The sequence below is a fragment of the Nanhaiella sioensis genome (assembly GCF_046557775.1).
Taxonomy (GTDB): Bacteria; Bacillota; Bacilli; order Bacillales; family SM2101; genus Nanhaiella; species Nanhaiella sioensis.
Genome location: NZ_JBKAEG010000001.1, coordinates 3,208,802 through 3,231,974, shown reverse-complemented (window position 1 = coordinate 3,231,974; position 23,173 = coordinate 3,208,802). Strand labels below are relative to the sequence as shown.

Sequence of the window (23,173 nt, the reverse complement as noted above, 5' to 3'; positions counted from 1 at the left end):
TTTTTAAGCTGATGTTTTTCGATCTTTTAATTCTGAACCATCATCAAGTATTAATTTTGGTGGAGTATTATGCATAACAGTATCTGCTGTTATAATACACTTTGATATGTCCTCTCTAGAAGGAAGCTCGAACATAACATCCAGCATAATACCTTCAATAATTGAACGTAGACCACGAGCCCCTGTTTTACGTTCAATTGCTTTTTTGGCAATTTCAATCAGAGCATCTTCTTCAAAATCTAACTCTACATTATCTAGCTCAAGCATTTTCTGATACTGTTTCACGAGTGCATTTTTAGGTAATGTAAGAATTTTTACTAATGCATCTTCATCAAGTGGTTCTAAGCTTGCAATTACAGGTAATCGACCTATAAACTCTGGAATTAGTCCAAACTTCAGCAAGTCTTCAGGTAGAACTTTTGATAACAGCTCCTTCTGATCATGCTCTTTTTGCTTCATGTCTGATCCAAAACCGATCACTTTTTTTCCTAAACGACGTTTTATAATTGGCTCAATGCCATCAAAGGCACCACCACATATAAACAAAATATTTGTTGTATCAATTTGAATAAACTCTTGATGTGGGTGCTTCCTTCCACCTTGAGGAGGAACGCTAGCAATCGTGCCTTCTAAAATTTTCAGCAATGCCTGTTGCACGCCTTCTCCAGAAACATCACGAGTAATAGAAGGGTTTTCCGATTTACGAGCAACTTTATCTATCTCGTCAATATAAATGATACCCTTTTCAGCCTTTTCAACATCATAATCAGCTGCTTGTATTAACTTTAGCAAAATATTTTCAACATCTTCACCTACATATCCAGCCTCAGTAAGTGATGTTGCATCAGCAATAGCAAATGGTACATTTAAAATTCTTGCTAATGTTTCAGCTAGCAAAGTTTTACCTGATCCAGTTGGGCCTATCATTGCGATGTTACTTTTTGAAAGTTCAACATCATCAATTTTACTATTTGAGTTAATTCGCTTGTAATGATTGTACACTGCTACCGCAAGGGATTTCTTTGCAGCATCTTGACCAATAACGTACTCGTCAAGGATTTCGCGAATTGCAATTGGTTTCGGAACTTCTTTGAATTCTACTTCTTCTTCAGTCCCTAATTCCTCTTCAACTATTTCAGTGCATAATTCTATACATTCATCACATATATATACACCTGGACCGGCAACTAATTTACGAACCTGATCTTGGGTTTTTCCGCAAAACGAACATTTTAATTGTCCTTTTTCTTCGTTAAATTTAAATCCCATATTTTCACCCCTTATTTCATTTTTTCTTATGGAGGATGTTCAAAGCAACAGCGCCTTATCCTTCTATGTTCTTGTTATCCTCATAGTACAATCAAAATTACCGATTTAAAAAAAGTTATGTATTGCATTTTATCACAAATGTACTTGCTAACAAAAATAATGCGCTCAACACTATGTATAACAACTGATCATCTTTATTAATACAACATTATAACTCATACGGATAAATAATAACAGTAGAATGCATTGACCTACTTATCGTTTATTAATAAGCAGTTTTCTCATTGTTTTTTTCCTACTGAGAAATAAACAACTAGTGTTCTTGGCACCTTTTATTCTGAAACGTGATGACTAACATCTAGAGCCACTTCTTATGGGTCTAATTTGGTGATAATAGCAACAAATCTACGAAAGAGCCTTTTTTAAAACGAGATCTTCCAACTTATGAACATTAGCAACATGGTTAGAAAGGAGCCATTAATAATTACTTTACCCATACTCATTTAAAAAAAATAACATTATTGTTAGCAATACATGGAAAAAAAAGACGCATGCAATATTCCTCTGATTAGATAAAACAAGGCACGATGTACTTCGTGCCTTGTTTTACTTCTTACTTATTATTATGCAACATCTTTACGATTCTCTACAAGAAAATCAATTGATTTACGAATTTTTAAATCTCCTTTGATGCTATCTAAATTCCCTAACATCTTCTTAATTTCTTCTATAGGCATGTTGTACATACCTGCCATATTGTCAAGTTCTTTTTCAATTTCTTCGTCCGTAACATCAAAATTCTCAGCTGCAGCAATTGCTTCTAAAGTTAAGTTAATTTTAACGCGTTTTTCAGCTTCTTCCTTCATCTGCTCTCTGAGTGCCGCTTCATCCTGACCAGAGAATTGTGTGTATAGCTCAAGGTTCATGCCTTGCATTTGTAGACGCTGTTCAAACTCTTGAACCATTCTATCTGTCTCAGTTTTAAACATCGCTTCAGGAATTTCTACTTCAGCATTTTCAGCAGCTTTTTCTATTAATGAATTTCTAAGGCTATCCTCTGCTTCACGCTTTTTAGTTTCTTGTAATTTTTCTCTCGTTTTTGTTGTTAATTCTTCTAAAGATTCAACTTCATCATCAACATCTTTTGCAAACTCATCATCTAAGACAGGAAGTTCTTTTGCTTTTATTTCATGAACTTTCACCTTAAACGTTGCTGGCTTGCCAGCTAATTCTTCAGAGTGGTATTCTTCAGGGAAAGTTACTTCAACTTCTTTTTCAGCACCTGCTTCTAAACCAACTAACTGATCTTCAAAACCAGGAATAAATGTACCTGAACCGATTTCTAATGAATAATTTTCAGCTGTTCCACCTTCGAATGCTTCACCATTAACAAAACCTTCGAAATCCATGATTACTGTATCACCGTTTTCAACAGAACCTTCTTCTTTTAAAGTTAATTCTGCTTGGCGTTCTTGAAGTTGCTTAAGCTCATTATCAACATCTTCATCAGTTACAGTAGCATCAATTTCTTCAACTTCTAAGCCTTTATATTCACCTAATTTAACTTCCGGTTTCACTGTTACCTTGGCTGTGAAAATAAGTGTTTTACCTTTTTCCATTTGTTCAATATCAACATCTGGGCGATCAACTGGTTCAATTCCAGTTTCCTCAACAGCTGCTGAGTATGCCTCAGGTAATAAAATATCTAAAGCATCTTGATATAAAGACTCTACGCCGAACCTTTTTTCGAATAGACTTCTTGGCATTTTACCTTTACGGAAACCAGGAACGTTCACCTGTTTCACAACTTTATTAAACGCAGCATCTAGTCCTTCATTAACTTTTTCTGCATCTACTTCAACAGTTAGGACACCTTGGTTCCCTTCTGATTTTTCCCATTTTGCAGACATAAAAATTCCCTCCAACATCTATTTATATGCTTCATTAATCAAATATGATAGATAACGAATTGATTATATCATTATCTTTTTGCGCACTTATATGTAGCTTCAAATTTACTACAATACAACCACTACATTATAACACAGAATAATTTGCTTTCAACACAAACTAATTTTTTTATATAAATTAATTAACAGTTAAAGATTCCCAGCTATGTACGTAGTGTGACTAATTTACTGTTCAACTCATTTATTATGAAGAAATGTCCTCTATCTTATAGATGGCTTCACAAGCTTGCATTAATTGTTCATTATTTACATTATACTTGGATACTATACTATGTCGGTCATGATCAAACCCCTGCATCTCCAAAGCTATTATATGTAATGCTGCAGCCCAGAGATTTGCTTCCTTTGGTTCTGGGTATAAAGGAAATAAAATGAACAAATGTCTAAACCAAATCTCTTTAATTACTTCATATAAAGTTGGATTTTCATTTAAAACATTCTTTTCCAGTATTGTTAAAACTTCTTTTGTAAAAGGATCCTCTCTACTATCTAAAAGCTCGGTTGGCTTTATTGTTATATCTCGATTAAATTTATTGATACTTATATCAAAATCTACTTCTTGCTCCATTAAAACTTGTAATAAAGCAGATTTAATTAGCGGTGACTTTTTAGGGTTAGCTAAATAAGTCTCTATTGTCTGTCTCTCACGACGAACATTTTGATTACGAAGAAGTTGAATTGCTGTCCAGTGTTCTTCAATATCATCGCCTTGGTTGAGCATTTGATCCAGAGTGCTACCTTCAGCAATATTATCGTTATTACTATTCTCCACATTATTGACATTCATTTTTCTACTGAAGTCTAGAAGTTTAAATAGATTTTCAGCATATTCTGAAGGGATATTTCCCTCTTGAAGTATAGCCTCAATCGTTGTAATGATTTCATTGTAATGCCCCTGCTGGAGCAGAATAGACGTATATATTTGTAATACTTGATAATAATCGCCAATTCCTTTTTGCAGCATGCTATTACATATTTCTTTTGCTTCCTCAAATCTATTTAATTCGAACAGGCATAACACAGTACCTAATTCAATTTCAGGGTGGTCACTTTCTAATTCACCTGCTTGATCAAACAACAAAAGTGCTTCTTGAAATTGCTTATGCTGTAGTTGATCGAACCCCTTTTCAATAAGTCGTTCTTTTAGATTAGGGAAGGGAAGAATATTTTCACTTTGTTTTCTGATATCTGCCATCAATTTTACCGTCCTATAGCCATTTTCGTACTTTTGTGTTATTAAGTTTATCAAGTAAGTGAACAGAAAACAAGAAGCGCCTCGGAACGAACCTAGGCGCCTCTTCTACTTATTTAATATCTCATATTGTGATATGTGTTTTTCATAAACAAAAGTCAAGTCTATTTCATCCCAACCTTTAATTAACAACTCTTTTCTGTATTGATCAATGAGAAATCCTTTACTTAAGCCTTTCTCATCCGATATAGTTTGATTCTCTAAATCTATTTGTAAAGTATAGTTAGAACTATTTCCTTCATATAATATATACTTTACATCTTCTCTATCTAATTTAATTGGGAGCAAACCATTTTTTAAGCAATTCCCATAAAATATATCTGCAAATGATGGAGCGATAATTACTTTAAATCCATAGTCTTGTAATGCCCACGGGGCGTGTTCGCGAGAAGAACCACATCCAAAGTTTTCATTTGCTACAAGTATTGTTGCACCAGCGTTCTCCTGTTTATTTAATTCAAAATCTGGATTTAATGTATGATTATCAAGATACCGCCAGTCATAAAATAAATATTGACCAAATCCTGTTCGCTCTATTCTTTTTAAAAACTGCTTAGGTATGATTTGGTCGGTATCAACATTTACACGATCTAACCCTGCTACCTTACCAGTGTGAATATGAAATGGTTCCATACCCCTATCTCTCCTTTAACTTTAAGTTTTCAGGAATGCTCACTTCAACTAATATATGTGAGTAATGCCAACTACCTACTATGTCACTTACTACGTTACACAATAGTTTTTTGTAGTTTTCTAATATCTACAAACCTACCATATATAGCTGCTGCTGCTGCCATCGCAGGACTAACTAAATGAGTTCTAGCACCTTTTCCTTGTCTTCCTTCAAAATTTCGATTTGATGTTGAAGCACAGCGTTCTCCCTCTGGTACAACATCTGGATTCATACTTAAGCACATGCTACATCCTGATTCACGCCATTCAAAACCTGCTGAAATGAAAATATCTGCTAAACCTTCCTCTTCCGCCTGACGCTTCACCTCTTGTGAACCTGGTACAACTAGCGCTCTTACCTGATTTGACACCTTGTTACCTTGCGCAATTTTAGCAGCTTCGCGAAGATCGCTTATCCTTGAATTTGTACATGAACCTATAAATACATGTTGAATTTCTACATCAGAAATTTGTGTACCAGCTTGTAAGCCCATATATTGTAGTGCACTATCTACAGCCCTTTGATCTGCTTCATCATCGAAGTCTAGAGGTGAAGGTATTACTTGCTCGATCGTTACACTCATCCCCGGTGTTGTTCCCCATGTAACAGTTGGAGCTATTTCACTTGCGTCAATTTCAATGACTCTATCAAAGGTTGCATTTGAATCACTTGCTAATTTTTCCCATTTTTTCACAAGTCTATTATACTCTTCACCGTTGGGAATATGCTTCTTTCCTTTTAAATACGAAAATGTTGTTCTATCTGGACTAATTAAGCCAGCTTTTGCACCTGCTTCTATTGACATATTACATATGGTCATCCGTTCCTCCATCGACATATTACGGATTGTATCACCTGTAAATTCAATAATATGACCTGTACCAACATTTACACCATATTCTCCGATAATAGATAAGATGACATCTTTAGCGGAAACACCAGCAGCTAACTTACCATTTATATTAATTTTTAATGTTTTAGGTCGGTGTTGCCATAATGTTTGAGTTGCCAATACGTGCTCAACTTCACTAGTACCAATACCGAATGCTAACGCTCCAAATGCTCCATGAGTCGATGTATGGCTATCACCACATACGATTGTTTTCCCAGGCTGTGTGAGACCTAATTGAGGACCTATAACGTGAACAATACCTTGATCAGGACTGTTTAAATCCGCCAAATAAATGCCAAATTCTTCACAATTTTTTTCAAGAGCAGTCATTTGGTTTTGTGCTACTTCATCTTGGATGATGTAGCGATTGAATGTAGGTACATTATGATCCATCGTTGCAAATGTTAAATCTGGGCGTCTTACTTTCCGATTATTTAAACGTAACCCTTCAAATGCTTGTGGAGAAGTAACTTCATGAACGAGATGAAGGTCTATATACAATAAATCAGGCTTGCCTTCTTCTTGATATACGATATTTTTTTCCCATATTTTTTCTATAATATTTTTTGGTTCCACGAATAAATTCACCTCTCAATATTGTCAAATGTTAATCAAACATTATTCGTGTAAAGACCCTATATAGGTTTCCACTAGATAGGTCTTTAGACCTATCTAGTGGGTGTGCAAGGGTTTCCTATTTATGTCTACCTATGATTTACGCGTATATTGACATAATGTTTGATATTGCAGCATGGTCTAGTACAGCTGCTTTAATACGTTCAACCATTTCCTCTGTTTTAACCGCTCTTTTTCCTTCTTGTACAACATCAGGAGTACGATGTCCAGCAGCAAGCACTTGATTCACAGCATTTTCAATTGCTTTTGCTTCTTCATCCATTTGAAAGGAATTTCTCAGCATCATAGCAGCAGACAATATCATTGCTACCGGATTCGCTTTATTTTGCCCTGCTATATCTGGTGCTGACCCATGTATTGGTTCATACAGGCATGGACCTGTAGTTGACAAACTTGCCGATGGAAGCATTCCTAAAGACCCAGTCAACATTGATGCTTCATCACTTAATATATCACCAAACATATTTTCAGTTACAATGACATCAAACTGTGTTGGATTTTTTATTAATTGCATCGCTGCGTTATCGACCAACATATGCTCTAATTGAACATTTGGAAAATCTTGCGCTACCTCCTCAGCCACTTCTCTCCACATGCGACTAGACTCAAGTACATTTGCTTTATCAACAGAAGTAACTTTGCTCCGACGGTTCTTAGCCAATTCAAATGCTGTGACTAATATTCTCTTCATTTCTTTTCGTTTATAATAAAGTGTATCTACGACAGATTCTTCTCCTCTGTCTATCGTTCGAGCACTTGGTTTTCCAAAATACAATCCTCCTGTAAGCTCTCGTACGATGAGTAAATCAACACCTGTAATTATATTCTCTTTTATTGGTGACGACTCAATTAAACTAGGGTTAAATGAAACAGGCCGTAAATTTGCATATAACTCCAATTCTTTACGAATTTGTAATAAGCCCTTTTCAGGACGAAGTTCAGGTGGATTTTGATCCCATTGCGGTCCTCCAACAGCACCTAACAATACAGCATCACTTTGTTTGCAATCATTTAACGTCTTATCTGGTAACGGGCTACCTGTTTGTTCAATCGCTGCTCCACCAATTAAGCTATATATAAAGTCAAATTGATGATTAAATCGCTCTCCTACAGCTTTCAATATTTCTACTGCCCCTCTAGAAACTTCTGGACCAATTCCATCTCCGGGTAAAACGGTAATTTTCTTTTTCACTTTTTATTCCTCCAATCTCAAATTATCATTGTTAACTTATTGGTTTATTTAGAGGGCATACGATAGTTTTCTCTTGTTAAGCTGTTATTTCATCGTCACTTCTTCAACAGTATTCTTATATTTTTGTAGGTAAAATACTCTATTTATCGCATTAATATATGCTTTCGCAGAAGCTTCTAACACGTCTTGATCCAAGCCTCTCCCACTCGTCTCTTCACCATTTACTCGAACATTCACATATACTTGTGCTAACGCATCTCTACCTCCACTAACTGATTGTATTTTATAATCTAATAGCTTTACAGAAGCATGGACCATTCTTTCCAATGTATTGTATATAGCCTCTACGCTACCTGCTCCAGTTGCCGCCTCTTGAATGATCTCACCTTCCAATCCTTTAAGGGTAATAGTGGCAGTTGGCACTTGGTTGGTACCGTATTGTACTTGTAGAGAGATTAATTCATATTGTGTATCTCCCTTCCCGAATCTCTCTTCTAGTACTAATGCAATTAAATCATCATCAGTAATGTCTTTCTTCTTATCCGCTAAATCTTTAAATAACTTAAACAATGAATTAATTTCTTCATCTTTCACTGAGATCCCTAGCTCTTGGATACGCGTTCGGAACGCATGTCGTCCTGAATGCTTACCAAGCACCATTGCATTTGTATTTACACCGACTAATTCAGGCGAAATAATTTCATACGTTGTTTTTTCTTTTAACACACCATCCTGATGAATTCCTGCCTCATGTGCAAAAGCATTTTTACCAACTACAGCTTTATTTGGTGGTATTACCATGCCTGTTAGTTTACTTACTAAGTCACTTGTTCTTTTTATTTCATTTAATTGGATATTTGTTTTAGCATTATAGAAATCTTTTCGAATATGAAGAGCTACAGCGATTTCTTCTAAAGAAGCATTCCCAGCACGCTCGCCAATCCCGTTTAATGTTGCTTCTACCTGTGTTGCACCGTGTTCAATGGCGCTAAGGGAATTAACGACTGCCATCCCTAAATCATCGTGGCAATGAGCGGACAATGAAACTTTTTGAATATTCGGAACATTTTTCTTAAGATAGCTGAATATTTCACCGTATTCCTTCGGGGTTATATATCCTACTGTATCTGGAATATTAATGACACTTGCTCCTGCTTCAATCACAGCTGTTACAATCTTTGCTAAAAATGGGAGTTCTGAACGACATGCATCTTCAGCTGACCATTGAATGATAGGAAACCGCTGTTTGGCGTATTTAACAGCCTCCACTGCTGATTCAAGTACTTGCTCTGGGCTTTGCTTTAACTTATATTTCATATGAATTGGAGATGTTGCGATAAAAAGGTGAAGTCGAGGCTGAGCTCCACCTTTTAACGCATCCCATGCTGCATCTATATCTGATTGAACTGATCGTGAAAGTCCTGTAACTGAACTATTTTTAATAACAGCTGCAACTTCTCTCACTGATTGTAAGTCACCGCTTGAAGCAGCCGGAAAACCCGCTTCAATAATATCAACACCAAGACGTTCAAGCTGTTTAGCAATTTCTATCTTTTCCGATAAGTTCAAATTGACTCCAGGAGATTGTTCACCATCTCGAAGCGTTGTATCAAAGATTTTAATTGTCTGCACTTGTTCCAACTGCCTCCTTCTTTTGTTTAATAAATGGCATCATTTTTCTTAATTCGCGTCCCACTACTTCAATTTGATGCTCATTTTCCCGTTTATTAATCGCTGTAAATTCAGGGCGATTCGCCTGATTTTCTAAGATCCAGCCTTTTGCAAATTTACCTGTTTGGATATCTTCTAATACTTTTTTCATTTCTTGCTTAACGGAATCAGTGATTACTCTAGGTCCTGATACAAAATCTCCCCATTGTGCTGTATCAGAAATTGAGTAACGCATCCCTTCTAAACCATCTTCATACATTAAATCGATAATTAATTTGAGCTCATGTAGACATTCAAAATACGCAAGTTCTGGTTGATATCCCGCTTCTACTAATGTTTCAAATCCAGCCTTGACAAGTGATGTTAAACCTCCACATAAAACCGCTTGTTCACCAAATAAGTCTGTTTCTGTTTCTTCTTGGAACGTTGTTTCAAGTACCCCAGCTCGAGCTGAGCCAATTGCTTTGGCATATGCTAAAGCGACCTCTTTTGCTTCACCTGATACATCCTGATATAGAGCGAATAACGCTGGCACTCCAGCACCTTCTTTGTACGTTCGTCTAACAAGATGTCCCGGACCTTTTGGTGCTACTAAAAATACATCCACAAAGCTTGGTGGTACAATTTGATTGAAATGAATGTTAAATCCATGTGCAAATACTAAAGCATTCCCTGGTTTAAGACCTTGTTCAATTTCTTCTTTATATACTTTCGTTTGAAGTTCATCAGGTAATAAAACCATGACAATATCAGCTTGTTCGGCTGCTTCTTTAACCGATTGTACCGTAAATCCATCTGCTACTGCTTTGTCCCATGAACCACCTTTTCTTAAACCTACTACAACATCTACTCCACTTTCACTTAAATTTAGGGCATGTGCATGACCTTGAGAACCATATCCGATGATTGCTACCTTTTTTCCTGTTAAATAACTATCGTTTGCATCCCCGTTATAATATACTTTTACCATGATTTAATCTCTCCCTTTTTAGACGATTGAATGTGATTTTATATTTGTTACAGCTTTTTGCATGCCACGTGCAAATGCTGTTGTTCCTGTTCTAGCTATTTCTTTAATTCCATAAGGTTTTATTAATTCAATGAGTGCTTCAATCTTTGATGATTCTCCAGTTACTTGTATAACTAGGCTATCCTTACTAACATCAAGGATTGATGCTCTAAATGGTTCGATTAAACCATATATTTCATTCCTAGTTGCTGGAGGTGCAACTACTTTAATTAACGCTAATTCTCTCGCTACGATAGCTTGATCAGTTATGTCCATTACCTTCAAGACATCAATTTGCTTATTTAGTTGCTTTGTAATTTGTTCAGCTACTCGCTGATCCTCAACGTGAACAACACATGTTATCCGAGAAACTCCAGCTACTTCTGTTGCTCCAACTGTTATACTCTCAATGTTATAATGACGTTTTGTAAATAAGCCTGTAATGCGATTTAAAACACCAGATCGATTATTAACAGTTAATGTGATAATACGTTTCACAATTTCACCCCCACCATCTCATGTAATCCTTTGCCTGGGGCTACCATTGGATAAACATTCTCGTCAGATGTAACATGAAAGTCGATGAGAACTGGTCCATCAATTTCTAAAGCTTCTTGCAACACTTTTTTTGCTTCTGCTTCCGTTGTTGCTTTTAACCCTCTAATTCCGTATGCTTCTGCAAGCTTCGCAAAATCTGGTTGATTTGGAATAAGTGAATGGGAATAACGTTGATCATAAAATATTTGTTGCCATTGTCTAACCATTCCTAATGATTGATTGTTAATAATTACAGCTTTGACAGGTAAATTAAGCTCCTGCATAACTGATAGTTCCTGACAGGTCATTTGAAACCCTCCGTCACCGACAATTGAAATGACAGTTGCTTCTCTATCAGCAAGCTGGGCACCTATAGCTGCTGGTAAACCAAAACCCATTGTACCTAGTCCTCCAGATGTGACCCACCTATTTGGATATTTAAATTTGTAGTATTGTGCAGTCCACATTTGGTGTTGCCCAACGTCAGTCGTAATAATTGCTTCACCATTTGTATTTTCATAGATTAATTCAATTACTTTTTGTGGTTTAAGTTCGTTCGTATTCTTTTGATAAACTAGCGGATATTCTAGTTTTCGGTTCGCTAGCTTCTTGCGCCATTCACTTGAAGGTCCACATTTACCATTTTGAGCAATGAGTTCTTTTAATGCTTCTTTTGCATCTCCAACTACTGGAATTTGCGTCGGTACGTTTTTACCGATTTCAGCTGGGTCAATATCGATATGGGCTACAACTGCATTTGGTGCAAAATGCTTCAAATTACCAGTTACTCGATCATCGAACCTAGCACCTATGCTTATGAGTAAATCACATTCATATAGAGCCATATTTGCTGTATATGTGCCATGCATCCCCGCCATGCCTAGGGATAACTCATGCTCTGCTGGAAAGCCACCTAAACCTAATAGCGTGTGAATAACTGGAATGCTTTGTTGATCTGCGTATGCCTTCAATTCGTTTGAAGCATTTGCATGAAGAACTCCAGCTCCGGCAAGAATAACCGGTTTTTGCGCTTGACTGACTGCTTCAACTAACTTACGAATTTGAAGATGATTTGGCTCCCTAGTAGGCTGATACCCTGGAAGAGATATTTTTTGATCGTAATCAAAATGACCTTCAAGTATTGCCATATCTTTCGGAATATCAATTAATACCGGTCCAGGACGACCTGTCGTTGCAATATGAAATGCCTCTTTTATCACCTTTGGTACGTCTTTAACATCTCTAATTTGATAATTGTGCTTCGTAATTGGTGTAGTGATTCCTAGAATATCTGCTTCTTGGAATGCATCTGTTCCAATCACTGAAGATGCTACCTGACCAGTAAATACAACAAGTGGTAATGAATCTATCATTGCATCAGTTAAGCCAGTTACGATATTCGTTGCTCCTGGACCAGAAGTCGCAATAACCACTCCTGGCTTTCCAGAAATTCTTGCATAACCTTCAGCTGCATGTATGCCTCCTTGTTCATGTCTTGTAAGCACATGGTCTATTCCAGAATCATAAAGTGAATCGTAAATTGGGAGAACAGCACCACCAGGATAACCAAAGATCACTTCAACGTTTTCCTTCTTTAACGCTTCTATTAGCATATAAGATCCGCTCATCTTTGATTTAACGTTATTTCTTACACCTACCTTTACCTTTGCGCCCACGTAATTTCCTCCTTTTTGAACACTCTTTTGTAATTGCTGTTTTCGAATTAAGAAACATATATAAGACAAGTATTGTGGCATCTTCTCGTGATAATAATTGCATAGTAACTGTTCTAGATTTTAAAATTAATGACAATAGCAACAATGTATACTGAACCTTTGTAATAAAAAAAGCCCCTTCACCCCCAACAAACACTCACCATAACAGTAAGTGTAAGGGGTGAAAAGACTTTACTTTCCACGGTACCACCCTTTTTCATGATCATAAGATCATCTCATGAATAGTCTAATGCTATTCCTTTTGATAACGGGTAAATTTTTAATTTCACCCGGCCAACCCTACTATGACGTTCAAGTTGACACTCAGAGGCGAGTTCACCTTTCGATAGTAGCACCGGTTTCCACCAACTCCGGCTCTCTGTAGCTTCCTAACTCGAAGATTACTTATCCTCTTCAACATTTTATCTTTTTTCTAAATTTTCAAAATACAAAAGATGTTACAATTCTAAGTCGATGTATATATACTAGCCCGCCGTTACTTCTTGGTTTGATTGATAAACCTTTACTCCATCAGAAACGACTTTTTTCCTAAACTCCTCAAGCAGTTTTTTAGTATGTTTTCCTGGTTTTCCATCACCAATTTCCCTGCCATCAACTTTGACTACAGCAATGACCTCTGCTGCTGTTCCTGTGAGAAATACTTCATCACATGTGTATACATCATGACGAGTAAATGGCTCTTCCTTGAGCTCGTAACCTAATTCAGAAGCAATTTCTAAAATTGCATTTCTCGTAATCCCTTCAAGGGCTCCAACATAACCTGGAGGAGTATAGAGGGTGCTATCTTTGACAATAAAAATATTGTCCGCTGACCCTTCTGAAACATATCCTTGATCATTTAACATTAAAGCTTCACTTACATTTGCCAAATGCGCTTCAATTTTCACTAGAATATTGTTTAAATAATTTAACGATTTAACTTTAGGGCTTAAAACATCAGGTCTATTTCGTCTAGTTGCAACAGTAATAATCTCTATGCCAGTTTCATACAGCTTTTTCGGAAAAAGTGCAAGAGGCTCCACGATAATAACAACTTGAGGTTTACTGCATTTAAACGGATCTAGACCCAAATCACCAGCACCCCTAGAAACCACAAGACGAATATAAGCATCTTCAAACTTATTTTTTTGGATTGCTTGAACAACTAGATCTGTCAATTCCTCTTCTGTATAAGGAATAGTTAGCATAATTGATTTAGCTGAGCGATATAAACGATCCATATGTTCTTTCATCCGATAAACGTTTCCGCTATACACTCGAATACCTTCGAATACACCATCTCCGTATAAAAAGCCATGATCATAAACTGAAATTTTTGCATCTTCTTTTTTTACAAAAGTATCACCTAAAAAAATCCACTGATCACCCATCTTATATCCTCCTTCCCTTTATTATATAGACGCTTTAAATCGATAAATACATAGATATAAAAAAATATCCTAAAATGTACCTTTTTGAATGAACCAACACTAGGTATTTATACCGACAAAAAACTAAGGAATTTTAACGTAAAATCATGTAAAAATATAGATTTTAAAAACTAATAAATATTGTGACAATTTTTTATTTGAGGACTATCTTACGCTCATTTGTTTAAAGAGTCAATAGTCTTTTGAAGAATTATTTGAAAATTTGTATTTATCACTCAATTTGAATACGCTTACATCACTGTTATTATGAGGTTTTTAAATTTGTGAAACTTTTTAAAAAATAGGTTCAAAAAGTTAGAAAGAGAAACTGAAAATGTGAAGCCTTCAATCCAACCTCATTTATTCAATATAAAATTTATGATTAAAGTAATTTCCAATACATAACTTTTATTCATGATCTTCCCTCAAATCAGTTTACATATATAAGCAGTATTAATTATTTCTTATCCATATTACATATTTCTATAACTACTGCAGAGAATATTTCTATATAATTTAAATTTTACACATTTGGAGGAGAACTAATGACATTAATACCTCACGACCCGTTCAGACATTTATCAAACATGAGAAGGGACATGGACAGGCTATTTACTAACTTCTCAAACTTCCCTTTCGACTATACCAATGAGCAAAACTACTTAGGAATGATTAGAGTTGATGTTTATGAGACAAATAACGAGGTTGTGGCTACGTGTGACATTCCTGGATTAGAAAAAAAAGAGGATGTAAATATTGAAATTGACAACAATGTTTTAAATATTAGTGGCTCTATAAATGGGACTAACGATGTAAAAGATGAGAATTTATACAGAAGAGAAAGACATACAGGTAGCTTTCATAGAGCAGTAACTCTACCAACAACTGTAAATGTTGAGGGAGTGATAGCAACATACAAAAATGGTGTTCTAGAGGTTACTATGCCAAAAAAAAACCAAGGCACCAAGAAGAAAATTAATGTTGATTTTCATTAATCAACAGAGGAGCTTTTCATATTTGGTTTTACTGGAGTAACATCATTTAGTTGATATACTTTTATTTACTTTCGTATACATTAAAAAAGAACAATATTTTTCTAGCTATATAAAATATCAACTTTTTCAAAATATCCACATAACTACTTCAAAAAATACCTGTTTCCTTATATCAATAGCAGTATAAAAAAATGGATAATCATACAGTATTCACACTGTATGATTATCCATTATCTGTTAAAACCCATCATGGGTTACATTGCTATGTAATGGCGTCCCAGGAGAGATTCGAACTCCCGACCGACGGCTTAGAAGGCCGTTGCTCTATCCAGCTGAGCTACTGGGACAAAATAAGTTGATTAATTGTTAACGACAAAATTTATTATATAAATATTAGTATAGTTTGTCAATCATTTTTAAGGAGTAAATAAAAAAAATTTCCTCACTCAAATTTATAATCCCCATTATTCTACTTAGAGAGTACCTTACCATTTTTATATTATAGTAAGGTGACTCTCAAGACTAAGCATATATAGAACTATGCATTTTATTATTCAAGGATAAATTCGCTTGATAAAGACGGTACAATCTTCCCCTCAATACTATAGTAATTGACATGGATATGTCTATTTTGTATATGTAGTATAACATATGTTTTATCTTTGCGCATTCTCGGGAGTCGGAGGCTCCCCGGGTTAATAAATAAAATTCCATCAGCCATTTCTGTTCCTGCTATGTGTGAATGCCCAAAGCAAACAACCTTCGCATCAACTTCCTTAGCACGATATAAAAGATTCATTAAAGTCATTTTTACATTATATAGATGACCATGTGTAACAAATAAATGTTGCTGTCCACATTTTTCGACTAAATGATCAGGGTATGCTGAGTCTATATCACAATTTCCTCTAACAGAGTTAAATCCTTGCATTGCCTCAGCATGAGCTGGGAGCTCTGAATCTCCACAATGAATCATCATTTGAACATCATCTTCGTGTCTACGAGCAACTTGTGTAAGCTCTTCTGATAAGCCATGGCTATCACTTACGACTAAAATTTTCATGTTACTTGTCCTCATCAGCAAATATCTCAGACCATAAATGTGAAAGCTTTTTTAATGCAATGGCTCGATGACTCATTTCATTTTTTTCTTGTTTCGATAATTGAGCCATTGTCTTTTCTTTCTCTTCTACATAAAAAATAGGATCATAGCCAAAACCGTTTTGTCCAACAGGGGTGTCCGTAATTCTACCTTCACATGTGCCTTCAACTACATGGGTTTCTCCTTTAGGAAAAGCAATAGCTAAGGCACAATGAAAACGTCCAGTCCTTTTATGAGTTGGTACACCTTCTAGCTCCTGCAATACTTTTTCCAGATTGGCTTGATCATCTTTATGTTCTCCAGCATAGCGGGCAGAATAAACTCCAGGGCGACCGTCAAGAGCATCTACTGCTAATCCTGAATCATCTGCAATGACAATAGTATGAAACCGATTTGCTACAGCCTCAGCTTTTATGATTGCATTTTCAGCAAAAGTCTGTCCTGTTTCCTCAATATCTATCGGCTCGTTAATATCGAACAAAGACTGTATTTCAATTCCTTTAGGCTCTAGCATGGACTTAAATTCATTTACTTTGCCCATATTTTTTGTTGCAATTAATACTTGGTTCACTCTAGTTCCCACTTTCATCAGTAGCTGATTTAATATGTTGGACGAATTCACCTAATGCTTCGCGCTGCTTTTGAATGATCTCATGAATCCCTTCTTCAGCTAAAGATAATAAATTGTTTAGCTCATCTCTTGAAAAAGTTGCTTCTTCTCCAGTTCCTTGTAACTCAACAAATTGGCCTGACCCTGTCATAACAACATTCATATCTACTTGTGCTGATGAATCCTCGATATAGTTCAAATCTAAAATAGGCCCTAGCTTCGCATCTATCCCAACAGAGGTAGCTGCTAAAAAGTCTTGTATTGGTGATTTTGTTAATTTTTTCTCAGACATTAGTTTCCCAACTGCTAGCACAACAGCAACAAAAGCACCTGTAATGGACGCAGTTCTCGTACCACCGTCTGCTTGAATGACATCACAATCAATCCAGATTGTTCTTTCACCAATTTTTTCTAAATCAACAACTGAGCGCAATGCTCTTCCAATCAAGCGTTGTATCTCCATCGTTCTTCCCGATACTTTCCCTTTACTAGATTCCCGGATGTTTCTTGAATCAGTCGCTCGAGGTAACATTGAGTATTCTGCTGTAATCCACCCTTTACCTTCACCTCTCATAAACGGTGGAACTCGATCTTCAATACTCGCAGTACAAATAACTTTCGTATCACCAACAGAGATTAGTACTGAACCTTCAGGATGCTTTAAATAATTTGTCTCAATATGTATTCTTCTTAATTGATCTTCGTTCCGTCCATCAACTCTCATTTATAATTCCTCCTCATCAAACATAAAAAACATAAACACCCCATTCCACATATAACAATCCCACTCACTTTGGGGAATGGCGAAGTGTTTTTAATTGCGAAATGCGCAAGCACCCTGGTTATTCCCGACAAGCGCTGGAGTCATCGCATACGAAGGCGTTCTTTGCCTTCAGATGCGATGACGAAGCGACCTCGAGGGAATGGGTGCTGAAGCTAGACAATTGCGAAATGCGCAAGGCGACTGCTTATCGGCGACAAGCATAAGTTAAGCTGGCTGGAAGGTTGCTTTTTAACCTTCTTGACAGTTTAGCTTATGACCTCGAGCCGATCGCGCCTGGAGCTAGACAATTGCGAAATGCGTAAGGCGACTGCTTATCGGCGACAAGCATAAGTTAAGCTGGCTGGAAGGTTGCTTTTTAACCTTCTTGACAGTTTAGCTTATGACCTCGAGCCGATCGCGCCTGGAGCTAGACAATTGCGAAATGCGCAAGGCGACTGCTTATCGGCGACAAGCATAAGTTAAGCTGGCTGGAAGGTTGCTTTTTAACCTTCTTGACAGTTTAGCTTATGACCTCGAGCCGATGGCGCCTGGAGCTAGACAATTGCGAAATGTGCAAGCACCTTGATTATTCCCGGCAAGCGCTGGAGTCATCGCATACGCAGGCGTTCTCTGCCTTCAGATGCGATGACGAAGCGTCCTCAAGGGAATTAGACAATAAGAAGAGGTAGCTCAAATACGCCTACCTCTTGTACTCATCTTTATATAGTATATCAAAAAAAGATTTTTAAAAACTATCCATGTTCACATTTTTTGGCCTTGATACTGGTTCAGCTAATAATTCACCTTGTTCATTCACAAGCTCTGCTTTCCCATTTACTTGAATAGCTACCTGTTCTATACCTTCCTGTTCTGTTAGTGTTAGGACTAATGTATCTAATACATTTGTATTAATAATCGGATCTTCTGAAAAGCTTCCTAGAATATATTCATTAAAATTTAAAATAACTTGCCCGTCTTGGATGATCGGTTCGCTCAATAATTCAACTTCATTATTGATTGCCCCTAATAATTTTGATGTGTAACTAGGTCCTTCAACTAATTCATTAATGACAGCAACGATGCTATTTTCTTCAGTGTTCTCTACTCTTCTAGTAACAGGAACATAGTAGGTTGAATCAGCATTTTCCGCTAAGAAATAGACTGTAACAGGGTATGAATTTGTAATATCTGCAACTTCATTTTCATCAAAATTAATACCGTGCTCTCTGCTAACCCCTTCCCCAATCGGTGTTCCGTTCACAGGCATTACAGGTTGATCGTAACCATTTATCCTTATCTGTACTTTATTAATTGTGTCAAACTGAGTTAATGTCCATGTGATTGCTTGTAATATTTTTAGTTCATCTTCTTTATTGTACTCTTGAAATTCCTTTGAAAAATCAGCAATTACTATTCCATCTTCTACTATGTTCACCTCAACTGATGTACCTGCAGGTAATACAGCTCTAAATCCATTAGGAAGCATATCCTCTACTGGCCCATCTTGTACCAAGTATTCTAAAACTTGCTTTGCTGGACCTTCTACTATCGGTAACTCTACTGTTTGTGGAACGACCATTCCATATTGATCGAGCAGAAATAATTCACGTTGAACAGTGTCTACCACTACATCTTCCTGTAAATCAACACTTACACCTTCTTCTTGTTCTGAATCCATTATACTTTCTCCGTCAGTAAATTCCCCTTCCTCCAAATAAGTTGTTTCTTGAGGTGGATCAATCTCAAGGCCTGTATCTTCTCCACCAAAAAGACCACATCCAGCTAATAACACTGATAATGTTAATATAGCAGTGGTCATTTTGAGTATTTTCCATGTTTTCATTTATCTTCCCCCTTACATCAGTTTGTACTACTATGTATACGAGCTGTTTTTATTTTTAGACCGATAAAAAAGAAAAAACCCTCTAGCTTGGCTAGAGGATGTAAAATAAAGCTTCTCATTTAATTTTTTATAAACTAATAGTTTCTATATTTTCAATAGGGTGCCCAAATAAATTCGAAGCAATTTGTTGGAAAATCTCCTGTGCACCTGTTGTAAGGAATAGATGATTATTATTACCATCTTCATCATTTAATAATCCACTATGATATAGAATCGTGCTGACTTCCCGAGCAGTCTCATCTCCCGAACAAATAATATTCACCCTTTCTCCCATAAATTCACTAATTAAATGACTTAAAAGTGGGTAGTGAGTACAACCTAAAATAAGTGTATCAATTCTTTTATTTTTTAATTCTACTAAAGTTTCAGCAACCACTCTTTTCGCTTGTTCCCCTTCATAGTCACCACTCTCAACGAGTGGAACAAATCTAGGACACGCAAGTGATTCTACATAAACATTGTGGTTAATAGACTCTAATGCTTGTTTATAAGCGCCACTAGCGATGGTACCTACAGTACCGATTACACCTATATGATTATTGCTTGTTATTTTTAGTGCAGTCCTAGCTCCTGGATGAATTACACCAACAACAGGTATATTGAGCTCATTCTTTATTTCTTCTAATACTGCAGCTGTAGCAGTATTACAAGCAATAACAAGCATTTTAATATCATATGTTAGCAAGTAATTTGTCATTTCCCATGTATATTCCCGGACTTCTTCACTCGGCCTCGGCCCATAGGGACATCTAGCGGTATCTCCTAAATAAATGATTCTTTCTTTAGGTAACTGACGATTGATTTCTTTCGCAACCGTTAGTCCTCCTACTCCTGAATCGATAACTCCAATCGGTCTTAACAAAAAATCGCCTCATTCTTATCTCGTTTCTCGATGTATATTTAAAGTGTCACCTTATTTTCTATCTTTTTGAATTGAAATGCAAGTATTTCACAAGGTGAAGCATAGCTACTAAATTGTATAAAAGTAATTTACCTTAGACAATCATATTATTTAAATATTCTTTGCCGATAAAATCGAGCACAGTCATAACTTTTTATGAAACTAGTTATATGCACGTATTACAATGTATGTTTCTTAAACCATTTCCAAACGTATATAGACATCAAGAAACTTAATACAAAGCAAATAACCCAAACAATTAACAATTCAGTAAAATCAATCTGAAACGTAAAAGAGTTCATAAAATACTTAATTATATAATAATCTACAACGAGTGGAATAGATATAACCACAGTGTACAATAGTACAAATTGTACTCTGCTTAAGTTCTTCAACTCCCTAAAATTGTCCATTTAATAACCTCCAGTATCAAACCTTAAAGTTACATCTTAGATTGTGCAATCCACTACTTATATTTTTTCACATAAATATTATATGTCGATCACGTTTGCTGACAGAACTTACTTAAAATTAAGACATATAAATAACCGGCCTCCCTATGTAAGGTAAGCCGGTATACATTAAAGCTTAAGTTCACCCATTCGCAATAGCTCGACTACTGCCTGCGAACGCCCCTTAACTCCTAGCTTTTGCATGGCATTTGAAATATGATTTCGAACAGTTTTCTCGCTAATAAATAATTCACTAGCAATTTCTTTTGTTGTTTTATCTTGAACTAACAATTCAAATACTTCTCTTTCTCTCTTAGTGAGTAACGGCTTTGGTTGAAACTCCTTCTCCTTCAAATATTGTAACCCTCCTTGCTAAAGGTACGAGCTGAACTAGCGGATGGGTATATATTTAGTCATGTTATCTTATGTTTGAAGGAGTATTGCTGTGATTATTTTCGTCCAAAATGTACGAACATCATGCTTTTCTTTTACATGACACCTTATATCAGAATTTATTTTCTTGGTTTATAATTAAACCGTAATGAATTGCTTGATTGAGTTAGATGTAACGGGTTGTTTCAATCAATCCTAAATATTAGTTGATCAGATGCCAACTCCTATAGAGATGATTATAAAAGGCTGTATACGTTTGAGAGCTATACACAAATATAATTCATTTTTTTCTCACTAAAGACTATAAAATTATATCATACACATGAGCTGCTTAATTATATATGAAAAAAAGCGACAAAGTTTACGAAAAGAGCCTTAAAAAAATATTAAAAACCAGCTAATTGTGAATTTGTTGACGTCGTGGAGGTAGGAGCTATATCGAATAATTGACGTAAATATGTGTTCATAAATAAACTATTTGGATCTAAGTCATTTCTTAACAGCAAGAACTCATTCCAATATGGATATACTTCTTTTAGTGTATGTGCTGTTAGTGTATGCATCTTCCCCCAATGAGGTCTGCCGTTATATTTTCTGCATATTTGTTCAACACTACGAAAATAATCTATATACTCCATCCCTTTGTACATATGAACAGCAATATATGCGGAGTCTCTCTCAAAAGCTGGGCTTAGCCATATATCGTCTCGTTTAACATAGCGACATTCTATTGGGAAATGTACGGGGAACTTTTTTTCATTAATCATATCCCTTATTTCTGTAAGCACATTCGCAAGCTGATTAGCTGGAATATTATATTCCATTTCATTGAATTTAACATCTCTTATTGATGCAAAAACTTTATAGCTATCGTCGATGGCTCGCTCATTCGGAACTACTCTTCCTGACAATCTGCTTACCGATTTACTTAACGAAGGTATTAAACGACACCCTTCTGATAACACCCTGTACAAGCCATTTTCAATAAATTTTTTATTAAATGAATCTGTAATATTTTTTTTCGTTTTATCGTCGTTTGTTTTATTAACAAATTTAGCTTGAACATATTTGCTATATGGAAACCAAAAAAATTCAAAATGTCGATTTTCCGTTTTATATTTGTCTAGATTTTGTAGGCAATCATCTAAGAACATTCGTTTGCTCTCTAAAAGTAATTTATATGCTGGTACAACCTTCAACTTAAGTTTAACAATAATACCTAAAGCACCCAATGATAGCTGTAAAGCTTTAAACATTTGAGTGTTTTTATCCATACTACATTCTAGTAACTCTCCCTTCCCAGTTACTACAGTCATTTCTACAACTTGTGTAGCCAAACTACTAAACTGGATTCCCGTCCCATGAGTACCCGTACTTATAGCTCCAGCTATTGATTGAGCATTAATATCACCCAAATTTTCTTGTGCATATCCAAGTTGGTGAAGAGCCTCTCCCAAAACATGCAGCTTTGTTCCTGCCCAAACAGAAACAATATCATTCTCTCGGTCTGTATGTTCTATCCCTTCAAGGAGATCCAATGAAAGTAATAGATCATTAGTTGCTACTAATGAAGTAAATGAGTGACCAGAACCAACCACACGTATAGCCTGATTAGTTTTGTTACATTGTTTAACGATTAAAACGATTTCTTCAATGCTTTTTGGGTACATGACCTTTGCAGGTTTACTTACAACACTCCCAGACCAGTTCTCCCACCTCTGTACTTCTACAGCTTTTACGGAGTTCACAGTTGTCCCCCTCACTATACAATTTATTCTCAAAGTCTTATCTATCATATTTAAATCTCA

Annotated in this window: 19 protein-coding genes, 1 tRNA gene and 1 other annotated feature; of the genes, 1 reads left to right on the top strand and 19 read right to left on the bottom strand. The window is 36.0% G+C overall.

Going from position 1 to position 23,173, the window contains the following annotated elements:
• Positions 1–3: 3 nt before the first annotated feature.
• The 11 genes from clpX to ilvE form a co-directional block, all read right to left on the bottom strand.
• Positions 4–1,269: an ATP-dependent protease ATP-binding subunit ClpX gene (gene clpX / locus V1503_RS14950; RefSeq protein WP_214481502.1), complete on the bottom strand. Its 1,266-nt coding sequence runs from the start codon at positions 1,267–1,269 to the stop codon at positions 4–6.
• A gap of 623 nt (positions 1,270–1,892) precedes the next feature.
• Positions 1,893–3,179: a trigger factor gene (tig, locus tag V1503_RS14945; RefSeq protein WP_410627937.1), complete on the bottom strand. Its 1,287-nt coding sequence runs from the start codon at positions 3,177–3,179 to the stop codon at positions 1,893–1,895.
• A 244-nt stretch (positions 3,180–3,423) separates the two neighbouring features.
• On the bottom strand, positions 3,424–4,434 hold the full coding sequence (locus tag V1503_RS14940; RefSeq protein ID WP_410627935.1) for a tetratricopeptide repeat protein: 1,011 nt from the start codon (positions 4,432–4,434) through the stop codon (positions 3,424–3,426).
• 105 nt (positions 4,435–4,539) lie between these two features.
• On the bottom strand, positions 4,540–5,124 hold the full coding sequence (leuD, locus tag V1503_RS14935) for a 3-isopropylmalate dehydratase small subunit (RefSeq protein WP_410627933.1): 585 nt from the start codon (positions 5,122–5,124) through the stop codon (positions 4,540–4,542).
• Positions 5,125–5,219: 95 nt separating this feature from the next.
• Positions 5,220–6,632: a 3-isopropylmalate dehydratase large subunit gene (gene leuC / locus V1503_RS14930; protein ID WP_214481513.1), complete on the bottom strand. Its 1,413-nt coding sequence runs from the start codon at positions 6,630–6,632 to the stop codon at positions 5,220–5,222.
• Between the two features lie 139 nt (positions 6,633–6,771).
• A complete protein-coding gene (gene leuB / locus V1503_RS14925; RefSeq protein WP_214481514.1) occupies positions 6,772–7,884 on the bottom strand; it encodes a 3-isopropylmalate dehydrogenase in 1,113 nt (370 codons plus the stop codon).
• A gap of 84 nt (positions 7,885–7,968) precedes the next feature.
• Positions 7,969–9,516, bottom strand: a complete 1,548-nt coding sequence (locus tag V1503_RS14920; protein WP_410629445.1) for a 2-isopropylmalate synthase — start codon at positions 9,514–9,516, stop codon at positions 7,969–7,971.
• Complete coding sequence (gene ilvC / locus V1503_RS14915; protein WP_214481516.1) at positions 9,503–10,525, bottom strand: ketol-acid reductoisomerase; 1,023 nt, start codon at positions 10,523–10,525, stop codon at positions 9,503–9,505. Before ilvC ends, V1503_RS14920 begins: the two co-directional genes overlap by 14 nt.
• 18 nt (positions 10,526–10,543) lie before the next feature.
• On the bottom strand, positions 10,544–11,062 hold the full coding sequence (ilvN, locus tag V1503_RS14910; RefSeq protein ID WP_214481520.1) for an acetolactate synthase small subunit: 519 nt from the start codon (positions 11,060–11,062) through the stop codon (positions 10,544–10,546).
• Positions 11,059–12,729 (bottom strand): acetolactate synthase large subunit, encoded by a 1,671-nt coding sequence (ilvB, locus tag V1503_RS14905; RefSeq protein ID WP_410629444.1) that lies wholly within the window; start codon positions 12,727–12,729, stop codon positions 11,059–11,061. Before ilvB ends, ilvN begins: the two co-directional genes overlap by 4 nt.
• A 261-nt stretch (positions 12,730–12,990) precedes the next feature.
• Positions 12,991–13,243 (bottom strand) — a binding site (T-box leader).
• A gap of 58 nt (positions 13,244–13,301) precedes the next feature.
• Positions 13,302–14,207 carry a branched-chain-amino-acid transaminase gene (gene ilvE / locus V1503_RS14900; RefSeq protein ID WP_214481522.1) on the bottom strand — a complete coding sequence of 302 codons (906 nt, stop codon included), beginning with the start codon at positions 14,205–14,207 and terminating at the stop codon, positions 13,302–13,304.
• A gap of 584 nt (positions 14,208–14,791) precedes the next feature.
• On the opposite strand from ilvE, the gene V1503_RS14895 reads away from it, so the two are divergent.
• On the top strand, positions 14,792–15,241 hold the full coding sequence (locus V1503_RS14895; RefSeq protein WP_214481524.1) for an Hsp20/alpha crystallin family protein: 450 nt from the start codon (positions 14,792–14,794) through the stop codon (positions 15,239–15,241).
• Positions 15,242–15,511: 270 nt separating this feature from the next.
• On the opposite strand, the gene V1503_RS14890 is transcribed toward V1503_RS14895, so the two are convergent.
• From V1503_RS14890 to V1503_RS14855, 8 genes are all read right to left on the bottom strand, one after another.
• A tRNA-Arg gene (locus tag V1503_RS14890) sits at positions 15,512–15,588 on the bottom strand.
• 203 nt (positions 15,589–15,791) lie between these two features.
• Positions 15,792–16,304, bottom strand: coding sequence for a metallophosphoesterase family protein (locus V1503_RS14885; protein ID WP_410627929.1), 513 nt, complete (start codon positions 16,302–16,304; stop codon positions 15,792–15,794).
• A gap of 1 nt (position 16,305) precedes the next feature.
• Entirely contained in the window at positions 16,306–16,914 is a 609-nt protein-coding gene (locus V1503_RS14880) for an XTP/dITP diphosphatase (protein ID WP_410627927.1), read from the bottom strand.
• Between the two features lies 1 nt (position 16,915).
• A complete protein-coding gene (rph, locus tag V1503_RS14875; protein ID WP_410627925.1) occupies positions 16,916–17,677 on the bottom strand; it encodes a ribonuclease PH in 762 nt (253 codons plus the stop codon).
• Between the two features lie 784 nt (positions 17,678–18,461).
• Positions 18,462–19,559 (bottom strand): GerMN domain-containing protein, encoded by a 1,098-nt coding sequence (locus V1503_RS14870; RefSeq protein WP_214481534.1) that lies wholly within the window; start codon positions 19,557–19,559, stop codon positions 18,462–18,464.
• Positions 19,560–19,686: 127 nt separating this feature from the next.
• Positions 19,687–20,481: a glutamate racemase gene (gene racE, locus V1503_RS14865; RefSeq protein ID WP_320256730.1), complete on the bottom strand. Its 795-nt coding sequence runs from the start codon at positions 20,479–20,481 to the stop codon at positions 19,687–19,689.
• A 620-nt stretch (positions 20,482–21,101) separates the two neighbouring features.
• On the bottom strand, positions 21,102–21,326 hold the full coding sequence (gene gerE / locus V1503_RS14860; protein ID WP_214481537.1) for a spore germination transcription factor GerE: 225 nt from the start codon (positions 21,324–21,326) through the stop codon (positions 21,102–21,104).
• Positions 21,327–21,751: 425 nt separating this feature from the next.
• Positions 21,752–23,113 (bottom strand): D-arabinono-1,4-lactone oxidase, encoded by a 1,362-nt coding sequence (locus V1503_RS14855; RefSeq protein ID WP_410627922.1) that lies wholly within the window; start codon positions 23,111–23,113, stop codon positions 21,752–21,754.
• Positions 23,114–23,173 lie beyond the last annotated feature (60 nt).